The sequence below is a fragment of the Mesorhizobium sp. M0954 genome (assembly GCF_040319155.1).
Classification (GTDB): Bacteria; Pseudomonadota; Alphaproteobacteria; order Rhizobiales; family Rhizobiaceae; genus Mesorhizobium.
In genome coordinates this window covers 133,660-146,438 of record NZ_JAMYNR010000009.1, presented here as the reverse complement: position 1 = coordinate 146,438, position 12,779 = coordinate 133,660, and the positions used below count along the sequence as shown (strand labels likewise).

Sequence of the window (12,779 nt, the reverse complement as noted above, 5' to 3'; positions counted from 1 at the left end):
GCGGCAGGCGCTGCGCGCCATGGCCAGCCTAACGGCAAATGGTACATCTCCATCTTGGCCGGCAGAGCAAAATGTACCGGTGATTTCCGCGGCACCGTGCGGCAGGCCTGCTCTTCCGCCATCCAATGCCTTGCCCGTTTGCCCAAATCGGCCGAATGTGCCGGGGACAGATCCACTGAACAGAGATAGTGCATGACCGGCCTCGTCCTTCCCCTGCCCGCGACCCCGTCGGTGGCCGTGGCCGGCTCGCCGGAGCGTTTTGCCGTGCGCCGGATCTTCTGCGTCGGCCGCAACTACGCCGCTCATGCCCGCGAGCTCGGCAATGACGAGCGCGACCCGCCCTTCTTCTTCACCAAGCCAGGCGACGCAGTGGTCGATGCGGCGGTCGGTTCGGGCACGATTATCCCCTACCCGCCGCTGACCCAAAACCTGCATCACGAAATCGAGCTGGTCGTCGCGATCGGCGGAGCCGGCTTCCGCATCCGGCGCGAGCGCGCGCTGGACCATGTCTGGGGCTACGGCGTCGGCGTCGACCTGACTCGCCGCGACCTTCAGGACGAGGCAAAAAAGGCGGCAAGGCCGTGGGACTGGTCGAAAGCCTTCGACCGTTCAGCGCCCTGCGGCCCGCTGGTTCCGGCGCAAAAATCCGGTCATCCCGACAAGGGCCGCATCTGGCTCGCGGTCGACGGCGAGATCAGGCAGGACGGCGACCTCGCCGAACTGATCTGGCCGGTTCCCGACATCGTCTCGATTTGCAGCGAGGCGCTAGAGCTTAAGCCCGGCGACCTGATCTTCACCGGAACACCGGCTGGCGTCGGCGCCGTCGGGCCGGGCGAAAAGATCACCGGTGGCGTCGACGGCATCGGCGAAATCGAACTGACCATCGGCCAACCGATCCGATGAGCGACATCGTCCTCCATAACTACTACCGCTCCTCGACCTCTTACCGGGTGCGGATCGCGCTGGAGATGAAGGGCCTGTCCTACGACTACGTGCCGCATCATTTGCGCCACGGCGAGCATCTCGAACCCGCCTACCTCGCGGTCAATCCGCAAGGGCTGGTGCCGGCACTGGTCCTAGACGACGGCAGGCTACTGACGCAATCGCTGGCGATCATCGAATATCTCGACGAGACCACGCCTGAGCCACCGCTGCTGCCCACGGATGCGCCTGGCCGCGCCCGCGTCAGGATGCTGGCGCAGATGATCGCCTGCGACATCCATCCGGTGAACAATCTGCGCGTGCTGACCTCGCTGCGCACACTGTTCGGCGCCGGCGACCAGGATGTCGTCAACTGGTTCCGGCACTGGGTCAACGAAGGCTTCCAGCCGCTTGAAAAGATTCTGGCTTCCTCGCCCGAGACCAAGACATTCTGCCATGGCGACACGCCGGGGCTGGCCGACATCTGCCTGGTCGCACAGGTCACCAGCAATGCCCGCTTCGGCGTCGACATGACGCCCTACCCGACGATCTCGCGCATCAATGCCGCCTGCACGGCGCTGCCGGCGTTCCAGAAGGCCGCGCCTGAGAACCAGATCGATGCCGAATAGACCGCAAATCGCAGAAGTCATGAGGAACAGCCGATGAAAGCCGTCGTCTTCGAAAAATTCGGCGAGGCGCCGACGATCCAGACCGTGCCGGATCCGACGCCGGCGCCGGAAGGCGTCGTCATCAAGGTTGAGGCCACCGGCCTCTGCCGCAGCGACTGGCATGGCTGGATGGGGCACGACGACGGTATCCGCCTGCCGCATGTGCCTGGCCACGAGCTTGCCGGCGTCGTGGCCGCGGTGGGCAACCAGGTGACCCGCTGGAAGGGCGGCGAGCGCGTCACTGTGCCGTTTGCCGTCGGCTGCGGCCGCTGCTTCGAATGCACGTCGGGCAACCACCAGGTCTGCGAACATCAGTTCCAGCCCGGCTTCAGCGCCTGGGGTTCGTTCGCCGAATATGTCGCCATCGACCATGCCGACACCAATCTCGTACGCTTGCCCGACGAGATGGAATTCGCCACCGCCGCTAGCCTCGGCTGCCGCTTCGTCACCTCGTTCCGCGCCATCGTCGATCAGGGCCGGGTGACGCCCGGCGAATGGGTTGCCGTGCATGGCTGCGGCGGCGTCGGCCTGTCGGCGATCATGATCGCCAGCGCCATGGGCGCCAATGTCGTCGCCATCGACCTCACGGACGAGAAGCTGGACTTTGCCAAAAAGATCGGCGCGGTGGCGACGATCAACGCGGCAAAGACGCCGAACGTGGTCAAGGCGGTCAAGCAGATCACCAATGGCGGCGCGCATATGTCGATGGACGCGCTCGGCCACCCCACAACCTCTTTCAACTCGATCGCGAACCTGCGCCGTCGCGGCCGCCACGTGCAGGTCGGCCTGATGCTCGGCGACCATGCCAGGCCGCAGATACCGATGGACAAGGTGATCGCATTCGAGCTCGAAATCCGCGGCAGCCACGGCATGCAGGCGTTTCGCTACCAGGCGATGATGGAGATGATCCGTACCGGCAAGCTGAAACCCGAACTGCTGGTCGGCAAGAAGATCAGCCTCGAAGAGGCGCCGGCCGCATTGATGGCGATGGGCGGCTTCGAAGGCATAGGCATCGGCGTGGTGACCAGATTCTAGATCACGCCCTGAGCCTGGATCAGCGAAACGACGCGCAGACCTCCCGCACGCAGGCTCGCAGCCAGCGTTGTGCTGGATCGGCATCGAGTCGCGGATGCCACAGCATCGAAATGGTGACCTCCTCGATATCGACCGGCAACGGGAAGCTGTACATGCCCGTGCGCGCGCCCAGCGTGTGCCGTTCGGGGACGCTGGCGATCAGATCGGAGGCGCGCGCCATGGCGAGCGTGGCCGAGAAGCTGGAAACCATGCACACGATCGTCCGCTGGAGACCGAGCAGTTTCAAGGCCTCGTCGATCGGGCCCTTTTCGCGGCCACGCCGCGAAACGCTGATGTGGCGGCCGGCCGCATAGCGTTCCGGCGTCATTGGGCCCTCGCCCAGGCTGTGACCCGTTCGCACCGCACCGATGAAGCGGTCGCGAAACAGCGCCTGAATGCGCATTTCAGGGTTCGTTTCACTGGCAACCCCGATTTCGAGGTCAACCGCCGCGCCACGCAACGACATGTCGTTCTTGTCGGATTTCGGCGCAAAACGCAGCCGCACGCCAGGCGCATCCGCTTCGACACGGGTCAGAAGACGCGGTGCGAACTCCTCGACGAAACTTTCGTTGGCGCGCAGCGTGAAGACCTTGTCGAGAGCAGAGAGGTCGAGGAGCTTGGCCGGGCGCAGCAGCGCTTCCGCATCCTGAACGACGCGGCCTACCTGTTGCTGCAACTCGAGCGCGCGCGGCGTCGCAACCAGGCCACGGCCGGCCCGGACCAACAATGGGTCGCCTGTCGCCTGGCGCAACCGCGCCAACGTCCGGCTCATCGCCGAGGGACTGAGGCGCAGCCGCCCGGCCGCGCGCGCCACACTGCCCTCGGTCAGCAGCACATCGAGGGCGACAAGCAGATTGAGATCTGGCGACGACATCGACGGACCGTAGCACAGCTCGGCCGCGATGTGGCGTTTCATGCACGAATAAGATGCAAATACTGCGCCTTCCGCCACATCAGGCGAGGGAATAGCGTCCGACAGCTCCGATTGGGGGCTGCCGGCAAAGGAGTTCACCTTGGCATTGACCGCTGAAAAGACCTGGGACGAAGTTGCCCCGGTGAGCGGCGCACGCTCGACCCGATGGGCATTGGCAAGCCTGTCGCTTTCAACGCTGCTGTCGTCGCTCGCCACCAGCATCGCCAGCGTCGGGCTGCCATCGCTGATGCAGGCGTTCGACGCATCGTTCCAGCTCGTGCAATGGGTCGTCCTGGCCTATCTGCTCGCCATCACCACCTTGATCGTCAGCGTCGGGCGGCTCGCCGACATATTCGGCCGCCGACCGCTATTGCTCGGCGGCATTGCCCTGTTCACCTTCGCATCGGTGCTTTGCGGGCTCGCGCCGACGCTCTGGCTGCTGATCGCCGCACGGGCGGCACAGGGGCTCGGCGCGGCCGTCATGATGGCTCTGACGCTGGCCTTTGTTGCCGACGCGGTTCCCCGGGATAAAACCGGCAGCGCCATGGGCCTGCTCGGCGCCATGTCGGCGATCGGCACCACGCTTGGCCCCTCCCTTGGCGGACTGTTGATTGCCAGCCTCGGCTGGCGCGCGATCTTCCTCATCAATCTGCCGTTGGGGGTGCTGGCCTTTGCGCTTGCCTGGCGCTTCCTGCCGGCCGGAAAAAAGACGCCAGATCGGCGCGGTTTCGACGGCATCGGCACGGCCTTGCTCGCGCTGACGCTAGCCGCTTATGCGCTCGCCATGACCCTTGGGCGTGGCAGTTTCGGTTCTCTCAATGTCGGCTTGCTGATTGCCGCCACCGTGGCTGGCCTGCTGTTTGTCATTGCGCAGACAAGGGTCCAGAACCCTTTGATTCAACCTGCGAGGTTCCGCGACCAGGCGTTGAACGCAAGCCTCGCCATGAACCTGATCGTCGCCACTGTGATGATGGCGACGCTGGTGGTCGCACCATTCTATCTGTCGCGCGCGCTCGGGCTAGACGCAGCCATGGTCGGGCTGGTTCTGTCGACCGGCCCTCTGATTACCGCATTGGCGGCGCTGCCGGCCGGACGCCTGGTCGATCGTTTCGGGGCGCACCGGATGACGATCGTCGGCCTGTTCGATCTCGCTATTGGCACCTTTGCTCTGTCGCGGGCGGAATTCGGTATTGCCGGCTATGTCGCACCAATCATCATCGTCTGCACCGGCTACAGCCTGTTTCAGACCTCCAACAATTCGGCCGTGATGACGGGCGTCGCATCCGACCAGCGTGGCGTCGTCTCCGGCCTGCTCAATCTGTCGCGCAATCTCGGCCTGATCACCGGTGCGTCGGTGATGGGCGCGGTGTTCGCCTTCGCATCGGCTGGGGAAGGGACTGGCTTGGCAGTGTTGGCACCTGCGGCAGCGGCACGAGGGATGCAGGTCACTTTCCAGGTGGCAACGGGCCTGGTGCTGATGGCGCTGATCCTTGCGGTATTTTCAGCCCGCGCCACGGCCGGGCGAACTGATATCGTTGCCAAGCATCCTTGAGGGTTTCCACCCGGTTCGCATGCAACTCCGGCAACTGGCGCACCTATCTCGCATATCTCTTGGCACCGACGACGCAAAGTACGACGGCGGCGGTGACGGCGATCATGGCGGGACTGACCTGCTCATGCAGCAGCGCTGCCGCCAGCCCGAGGCCGAAGAAGGGCTGCAGCAGTTGCAACTGCCCGACGGCGGCGATGCCGCCTTGCGCCAGGCCGCGATACCAGAACACGAAACCGATCAGCATGCTGAACAGCGAAACATAGGCCAAACCGATCCAGGCGCCCCTGCCGGCACTTTCGAGCGACGGCGGCAAAGTGATGAACGTCAGCGCCAGCATGAGGGGCAGCGACAGCACCAGCGCCCACGAAATCACCTGCCAACCGCCGAGTTTGCGCGACAGCGCCGCTCCTTCGGCGTAGCCCAATCCACACACGATGATGGCGGCCAGCATCAAGATGTCGCCGAGCGGCGAGACCGACAGGCCTTGGGTGACTGCGAAACCGGCGACAAGGGCGCTGCCGAGGCACGAGAACAGCCAGAACGCCGGCTTCGGGCGATCACCGCCTCGAACCACACCGAAGATCGCGGTCGCCAACGGCAACAGGCCGACGAAGATGATGGAGTGAGCCGACGTGATGTGCTTGAGCGCCAGCGCCGTCAGCAGGGGAAAGCCGACCACGACGCCAAGCGCCACGATCGCCAGCGGGAACAGATCTCGCCGCTCCGGACGCTTCTGACGAAAAATGAGCAGCAGCGCCAGGCCGAGGATGCCCGCCGAAGCCGCACGGGCGACCGTTACGAACACCGGATCGAAATCCATCACCGCCACGCGCGTCGCCGGAAGCGAACCGCTGAAGATCAGCACGCCTATGAACCCGTTAACCCAGCCACTCGCCGCCCAACTACTCGCCGCCTTGTTCATCGATGCCCCGCTCGTTTTCGCCCTCTATCGGGCCGGGCGGTCTGGCTCCGCCAGAGACAATCAGGTACAGTTTGACAAAACCGTCATGGTAGGGCGAGCAGTACGGATGGATGAGCAGACGACAACAGATGAGCGCAGCCGAACGCTTGTCGAAAGCGTCATGGCGACGATCAGGCACAGGATCGCCGCGCGCAGCCTCACACCGGGAACGCGGCTGCCTTCGATCCGGGCGTTCGCCAAGGCCATGCAGGTTTCCAAATCCACCGTGGTCGAAGCCTATGAGCGTCTGGCGGCGGAAGGCATGATCCGCTCGCGGCCAGGCTCGGGCTTCTATGCCGCCGGACCGCTGGCTCCGCTGTCGCTGGCCGAGATCGGCCCCAGGCTTGACCGTGCTGTCGACCCGCTCTGGGTCTCGCGCCAATCGCTGGAAGCCGGCGACGGCGTCCTGAAACCGGGTTGCGGCTGGTTGCCGGCGTCATGGATGCCCGAGGCCGGATTGCGTCGCGCGCTGCGGACGATGGCCCGCGCCGACGACGCAGCGCTGACCGATTACGGCACGCCGCTCGGCTTGCCGGCGCTACGCCATCTGCTGGCGCGGCGCATGGCCGAGCACGGTATCGAAGCCTCCCCGGACCAGATCATGCTGGCGGAATCGGGCACTCAGGCGATCGACCTGCTGTGCCGGTTCCTGCTCGAACCGGGTGACACGGTGTTGGTCGACGATCCCTGCTACTTCAACTTCCATGCCCTGTTGCGCGCCCATCGGGCCAAGGTGATCAGCGTCCCCTACACGCGCTCGGGTCCGGACATCGAGCTGTTCGCGCAGGCACTGAACGAGCATCGGCCGCGCCTCTACATCACCAATTCGGCGCTCCACAATCCGACCGGCGCCATATTGTCCCCGGTCGTTGCCCATCGGGTGCTGAAGCTCGCCGACCAGTCAGGGCTGACCATCATCGAGGACGATATCTTCGCCGATTTCGAACACACGCCCGCGCCCCGGCTGGCTGCCTTCGACGGCCTCAGCCGGGTCATCCACATCGGAAGCTTTTCCAAGACCCTGTCGGCATCGGTGCGCTGCGGCTTCATCGCCGCTCCTCGCGACTGGATGGAAGGATTGACCGATCTCAAGATCGCCACGTCGTTTGGCAGCGGTCGGCTTGCATCCGAACTGGTACTGACGCTGCTGAAGGACGGCCTCTATCGCAAGCACGTCGATCTGCTGCGCGCGCGGCTCTCGCGCGCCATGGAAGAAACCGGCACCCGCCTCAGGGCGATCGGCATCGTGCCATGGATAGATCAGCCCGCCGGCATGTTTCTATGGTGCAGGCTGCCGGAGGGGATAGATGCCGCGGACGTCGCCCGCCATGCTCTGTCGGCCAATGTCGTGCTTGCGCCCGGCAATGCGTTCAGCCTGTCCCGTTCGGCCAGCCGTTACATGCGCTTCAACGTCGCCCAATCGGGAGACGACCGGGTTTTCAGGGCGCTTGAACAGGCGATGTCGCGTTGATTGCGCTGCCGCAAAACTGAGGCTGAACTCTCAGGCCCCTGCCCGCTTGCGGCGTGCATAAAGCATGACGAGCGTCTCGGCGGTCAGCGCCGGCCTCTGCTCGCCTTCGATCTCGACCGTATTGGCGGCCTTCATCAGATATTGCCCCGGACCTTTGTCTTCCATCGACAACAGCGTGGTGCGCAGCCTGATTCGCGAGCCGACCCTGACCGGCGCCACGAAGCGCACTTTGTCGAAACCGTAGTTGAACGCGGCCTGCGTGTTTTCAGGTACGATCCCCATCTCGAGCGCCAGCGCGCCGATGATCGACAGAGTCAGATAGCCATGCGCGATCGTGGTGCGGAACGGGCTTTGCCGCTTCGCCCGCTCGGGATCGACATGGATCCATTGATGATCGCCCGTGCATTCGGCAAACTGGTCGATGCGGTGCTGATCGACCAGCGTCCAGTCCGAAACGCCCAACTCCTGCCCGGCCATCGCCCTGAGTTGCTCGAAGGTCGGCGGCGTCCTCGGCCGTATCTGCGTCATTCCTGCTTTCCCGATCGCTTGCCTGTTCCGGACCACGACGGGCCGCCCCTGTCAATTCGCCAGTGCGATTCCAGCCCATAATCTTCGGCCGCGAACCGCCGGTCTTCGCTGCCGGCAAGCGTGCTGCCGGGGAACAGCTTACCTCTTGTCGTCGCCGGCGCGGATCTCCTCCATCGCCTCCTTGATGCGGCTGCGCAGGATTTCAATTGATTCGGTGCCGGACGCCCTTGCCAGTTCGGCCATCTCGCCGGCATTCTTCAGCGCGGTCTCGAAGGATTTCCTGGCGAACGCCGCCTGCTTCTGCATCATTTCCTGCGGATTGCCGGGTGCTCTGTAGCTTTGTGCCATGTGGGTGATTTCGCGCAGCGTGTCCTGCAGCATCTCGCGTTGCCTTGACAACAGCGCCGACGCTCCGGCGGCGCTCGCCCGTGCCGACTTCTCCAGCGCTTCCAGGTTCCTGGCGTGGTAGGCGAGGATCGCCTCGACATCGACATTCGGCAGCTTCAGGTCGCGGCCGAATTTGCCGAACATGTCGATGAAGGACTCGGACTCCGGTCGTTTTGCCATGCTGGTTCTCTCCCCTGTTGCCGCGAACGCCGCCACTGCACGGAAGATAGTGCAGCGAAGCTCAGCGGTCCATTCGGACTAGTCAGCCGACAAGAAACACCCGTTCGGCAGTGTAGAGCACGACGCCGGCAAGGCCACCGATGATCATGCCGTTGAAGCGGATATATTGCAGGTCCTTGCCGATGTTCATTTCGATAAGCCTTGTCAGTTGCGCGAGGTCCCAGCGCTTGACCTGGTCGGCGATGAACTTCGACACGCCGCTCTTCTGGCTTTCGACGAAGGAGGCCAGCGCCACGATGAACCCCTGGTTCATGTCGGCCCTGATCTGCGCGTCGTCGGCAAGATGGCGGCCGACCTCGACGAACATGGTGGCGAGATGGTCGCGGATCATCGAATTCGGCGCCTTGGCGTCCTGTTCGATGAACAGCCGCAGGCTGTCCCACATATCGCCGGCCAGCGCGCTGAGCTCCGGCCGGGCAAGGAAATCGCGCTTCAGCTTTTCGGCGCGCCTGGCATATTGTTTGGATGTCCTCAGCCGCTCGACGAAGGTTTCGACGAAAAGGTCGAATTCGACTCGCATCGGATGGTGCGGATCGGCCCGCACCTCATCGAGCAGCGAGCCGGCCGACGCAATGATCTTCTTCAACAGATAGGCGTCGGCGCGAAACAGGTTGAACAGCGACGGCAGTTCCTCGCGGATCTTCTCGCGCATCGTCGCCAGCGCCTGCTCGTCGCTCAGGAAGCGGCCGACCACCTTGGTGAACTCGTCGAATAATTTCTGGTGGCGACGATCATCAGTCAGTGCCGACAACAGTTCGGCGGCGAGCGGCGCCAGCGGCACCTTTTCGATCTGCTCCAGCATACGGCTGGTGACGAAGCCGCGCAGCCCGGATTGCTCGACCGCCGCCAGCATCTGCGGCACCAGCCGGCCGACGAAGCGCGACAAATCGGCGGCGCGGTTCGGGTCGGCCAGCCAGTCCGCGACCAGCGCGGAAAAGTCCACCTCGGCGAGCTTTTCGCGCACCGGTTCCGGCGCCAGGAAATTCACCTCGATGAAGCGGCCGAGATTGTCGGCGATGCGGTTCTGGTTTTCCGGGATGATGGCCGTATGCGGGATCGGCAGGCCAAGCGGCCGCCGAAACAGCGCCACCACCGCATACCAGTCGGCCAGCCCGCCGATCGTCGCCGCCTCGGCGAAAGCGGCGACGAAGCCCAGCCACGCATGCCGGCTCTCGAGCGATTTCGCCACCGCGAAGATCAGCAGGCAAAACGCGAGTGCTGCGGCGGCGACGAACTTGGTGCGCCTGAGCGCCGAAAGCTTGGCGTCGGCATCGGCGTCGAACCGGACGGACGCGACGGATGCAAATGCCGGGGCTGGTCGTGACATGATGGGCCGCTCCTGATCGTGTATGCGAACTTATCTAGTGTCGCCTGCCTCAGAAAGCGCGCCGCTGGTTCCGGTGCGCGCAATCGTGCACGCAAACTTGACGCCGGAATTCATCTATTATGCAGCGCCAGTCTGGAATTGTTCCAAACTATAGGCCATATTGACGCCAACCACTGTTATGTGAGGACACAATGCGGCTTACCCGTCAGACCAACTACGCCATGCGCATTCTGATGTATTGCGCCGCCAACACCGAGCGGTTGAGCCGCATCCCCGAGATCGCCGCCGCCTATTCGGTATCGGAACTTTTCCTGTTCAAGATCCTGCAGCCGCTGGTCGAAAACGGCCTGATCGAAACGGTGCGCGGCAGGAATGGCGGCGTCAGGCTCGGCCGCACGGCCGAATCAATCAGCCTGTTCGATGTCGTGCGGGTGACGGAGGAAAGCTTTGCCATGGCCGAGTGCTTCGAGAACGACGCCGCCGAATGTCCGCTGGTTGACAGCTGCGCACTGAATTCGGCATTGCGCGAAGCGCTCAACGCCTTCTTCGCCGTGCTGTCGCGCTACACGATCGCTGACCTAGTGGCGGCGCGCCCGAATGTGCGCCACCTGCTCGGCATCGACATGCTGGTGCAAAGGGCGCCGGCCGCCTGATTTCTGGTCGCATCTCAATTGGTGAGGTCTGTTGAGATTCAGGTCAGGCCGAGCCGGAGTCGAAGACGGGCGCGAAGCGACCAAAATGGTGGGTTCCGAGAACCCGAACGGAGTACGTTTGGGTACGTGAGTACCGGAAGCGCAGGAAACCGCCATTTGCAGGCCGGCATCACCTGGATATCAACAGACCGACTGCGGCAATACGAACGGCATGTTTGCCGCCGGCAACACGCCGACCTTCAGCCGGCAATCGAAGACCTTTTCGATCAGCTCGTCGCTGAGCACCTGTTGCGGCGAACCTGTCGCGGCGAGCCTGCCGCGATGCATGACGAAAATCCGGTCGGCATACATCGCCGTCAAATTGAGGTCGTGCAGGATGGCGACCACGCCGCCTCCCCGTCTGGCGAAATCGCGCGCGATGTCCATGATGATCAGCTGGTGCTTGATATCGAGGCTGGACACCGGCTCATCGAGGAACAAATAGCGCGGCTTGCCATCGAGCACCGGCGCCCAGACCTGGCAGAGTACGCGGGCAAGCTGCACGCGCTGCTGCTCGCCGCCGGACAGCTCCTGGTAGAAGCGGCCGGCGAAACCGTCGAGGTCGACGCGAGCCAGCGCCCGTTCGGGCAGGCGCTGGTCCTCGCCGGACAGCGCGCCGGAGCGCCCGCCGACCAGGCCCAGCCTGACGATCTCACGCACTGTGAACGGGAAGGACAGCGTCGTCGCCTGCGGCAGCACGGCGCGCAGCGTCGCCGCTTCGAGAGGCTTCATCGCGGATAGATTGCGGCCGTTGACGGTGACCTCTCCCGAATAGCCAAGATCGCCGGACAGTGCTCTGAGGAAGGTCGTCTTGCCCGAACCGTTGGGGCCGACGATGGCCGCGATTTCGCCGGGCCGCGCCTCGAAATCGACATTGGCGACAATGCGCTTGCCGCCAATCGCCACCGAGACATCGCGCGCTTCGATCATAGGCAAACCCTCACAAGTCGATGACGCCGCGCTTGCGCAGCAGGATCCACAGGAAGAACGGCGCACCGGCGACCGCGGTGACGATGCCGATCGGCAATTCGGCCGGGGCAACGATGGTGCGGGCGACGGCGTCGGCCAACAGCAGCAGCGCGGCACCAAGCAGTGCCGATGCCGGCAGCAAATAGCGGTTGTCGGGGCCGATCAGCAGGCGCAGCAAATGCGGCACGACGATGCCGACGAAGCCGATGCCGCCGCTGACGGCGACCGACGCGCCGACCGCTGCCGAGACGCCGACAATCGCGGAGTATTTCAGCCGCTGCACCGGAATGCCGAGATGGCCGGCCGTGGCCTCGCCGAGCGCCAGCGCGTTGAGGCCGCGCGCCAGGAACGGCATTGCCGCCAGCGCCAGCACGATGACCGGCCCGACCGAGCCGATCTTCTGCCAGGTTGCGCCGCCCAGCGAGCCGAGCTGCCAGAAGGTCAGGTCGCGCAATTGCCGGTCGTCGGCCATGAAGATCAGGATGCCAGTCATCGCCATGGCAAGCGCGGCCAGCGCGATGCCGGCGAGCAGCATGGTGGCGACGGAGGTCTGGCCTTGCCGTGTCGCGACCCGATAGAGCAGCAATGTCGTAGCCAGCCCGCCGCAGAACGCAGCCAGCGGCAAAGCCATCGTGCCGAGCGCCGAAGTCAGCGGCGCCAGCATGGTCGAGCCAAGCACGATGACGGCGACCGCACCGAGGCTCGATCCGGCCGAAACGCCGATCAGGCCGGGGTCGGCCAGCGGATTGCGGAACAACCCCTGCATGACGGCACCGGAGACTGCAAGCGATGCGCCGATCAGCACGCCCAGAACAACGCGCGGCAGACGGATGTCATGGATGATCAGGCGGTCGCGGGCGCTCAATGCCGCGTCGCCGGGCAACGCGCCGAACAGCCAATCATGCATGACGCCGATGGCCGAGGCATCGGATGCGCCGGAGGTCAGCGACAACAGCACGGCGATAGCCAGCCCGACGCAGAGCAGCACGATGACGAGGCGGGCGCGCCGCGAACGATCACCCTCGGCTGCCGTCGCCATGATGCCCGCCGCACCGGCGATCGAATGATCGGCCATC

13 protein-coding genes are annotated in these 12,779 nt (G+C 64.5%); 6 read left to right on the top strand and 7 right to left on the bottom strand.

Going from position 1 to position 12,779, the window contains the following annotated elements:
* The first annotated feature begins 192 nt into the window (after positions 1 to 192).
* The 3 genes from NKH93_RS14790 to NKH93_RS14780 are packed head-to-tail and all read left to right on the top strand — an operon-like array spanning position 193 to position 2,624.
* Complete coding sequence (locus tag NKH93_RS14790; protein ID WP_352816891.1) at positions 193 to 903, top strand: fumarylacetoacetate hydrolase family protein; 711 nt, start codon at positions 193 to 195, stop codon at positions 901 to 903.
* The gene (gene maiA / locus NKH93_RS14785; RefSeq protein WP_352500892.1) at positions 900 to 1,550 is read left to right on the top strand and encodes a maleylacetoacetate isomerase; all 651 of its coding nucleotides are present in this window, start codon (positions 900 to 902) and stop codon (positions 1,548 to 1,550) included. Before NKH93_RS14790 ends, maiA begins: the two co-directional genes overlap by 4 nt.
* Before the next feature lie 33 nt (positions 1,551 to 1,583).
* On the top strand, positions 1,584 to 2,624 hold the full coding sequence (locus NKH93_RS14780) for a zinc-dependent alcohol dehydrogenase family protein (protein ID WP_352500893.1): 1,041 nt from the start codon (positions 1,584 to 1,586) through the stop codon (positions 2,622 to 2,624).
* Between the two features lie 19 nt (positions 2,625 to 2,643).
* Here NKH93_RS14780 and NKH93_RS14775 read toward each other — a convergent pair whose 3' ends face one another.
* Entirely contained in the window at positions 2,644 to 3,537 is an 894-nt protein-coding gene (locus NKH93_RS14775) for a LysR family transcriptional regulator (RefSeq protein WP_352614065.1), read from the bottom strand.
* A 145-nt stretch (positions 3,538 to 3,682) separates the two neighbouring features.
* Here NKH93_RS14775 and NKH93_RS14770 point away from each other — a divergent pair, with 145 nt between their 5' ends.
* The gene (locus NKH93_RS14770; protein WP_352970804.1) at positions 3,683 to 5,128 is read left to right on the top strand and encodes an MFS transporter; all 1,446 of its coding nucleotides are present in this window, start codon (positions 3,683 to 3,685) and stop codon (positions 5,126 to 5,128) included.
* Between the two features lie 43 nt (positions 5,129 to 5,171).
* Here NKH93_RS14770 and NKH93_RS14765 read toward each other — a convergent pair whose 3' ends face one another.
* Positions 5,172 to 6,050 carry a DMT family transporter gene (locus tag NKH93_RS14765; protein WP_352816897.1) on the bottom strand — a complete coding sequence of 293 codons (879 nt, stop codon included), beginning with the start codon at positions 6,048 to 6,050 and terminating at the stop codon, positions 5,172 to 5,174.
* A gap of 106 nt (positions 6,051 to 6,156) precedes the next feature.
* On the opposite strand from NKH93_RS14765, the gene NKH93_RS14760 reads away from it, so the two are divergent.
* The gene (locus NKH93_RS14760; protein ID WP_352970709.1) at positions 6,157 to 7,560 is read left to right on the top strand and encodes an aminotransferase-like domain-containing protein; all 1,404 of its coding nucleotides are present in this window, start codon (positions 6,157 to 6,159) and stop codon (positions 7,558 to 7,560) included.
* A 30-nt stretch (positions 7,561 to 7,590) separates the two neighbouring features.
* On the opposite strand, the gene NKH93_RS14755 is transcribed toward NKH93_RS14760, so the two are convergent.
* From NKH93_RS14755 to NKH93_RS14745, 3 genes are all read right to left on the bottom strand, one after another.
* Positions 7,591 to 8,088 carry a MaoC family dehydratase gene (locus NKH93_RS14755; protein ID WP_023676428.1) on the bottom strand — a complete coding sequence of 166 codons (498 nt, stop codon included), beginning with the start codon at positions 8,086 to 8,088 and terminating at the stop codon, positions 7,591 to 7,593.
* 138 nt (positions 8,089 to 8,226) lie between these two features.
* A complete protein-coding gene (locus NKH93_RS14750; RefSeq protein ID WP_352970707.1) occupies positions 8,227 to 8,655 on the bottom strand; it encodes a phasin family protein in 429 nt (142 codons plus the stop codon).
* An 82-nt stretch (positions 8,656 to 8,737) separates the two neighbouring features.
* Positions 8,738 to 10,042 (bottom strand): DUF445 domain-containing protein, encoded by a 1,305-nt coding sequence (locus tag NKH93_RS14745; protein WP_352970705.1) that lies wholly within the window; start codon positions 10,040 to 10,042, stop codon positions 8,738 to 8,740.
* A gap of 191 nt (positions 10,043 to 10,233) precedes the next feature.
* On the opposite strand from NKH93_RS14745, the gene rirA reads away from it, so the two are divergent.
* Positions 10,234 to 10,695 (top strand): iron-responsive transcriptional regulator RirA, encoded by a 462-nt coding sequence (rirA, locus tag NKH93_RS14740; protein WP_352771488.1) that lies wholly within the window; start codon positions 10,234 to 10,236, stop codon positions 10,693 to 10,695.
* A 180-nt stretch (positions 10,696 to 10,875) separates the two neighbouring features.
* Here rirA and NKH93_RS14735 read toward each other — a convergent pair whose 3' ends face one another.
* The gene (locus tag NKH93_RS14735) at positions 10,876 to 11,664 is read right to left on the bottom strand and encodes a heme ABC transporter ATP-binding protein (protein WP_352470349.1); all 789 of its coding nucleotides are present in this window, start codon (positions 11,662 to 11,664) and stop codon (positions 10,876 to 10,878) included.
* A gap of 10 nt (positions 11,665 to 11,674) precedes the next feature.
* On the bottom strand, positions 11,675 to 12,778 hold the full coding sequence (locus NKH93_RS14730; RefSeq protein WP_352970703.1) for a FecCD family ABC transporter permease: 1,104 nt from the start codon (positions 12,776 to 12,778) through the stop codon (positions 11,675 to 11,677).
* Between the last annotated feature and the right edge of the window lies 1 nt (position 12,779).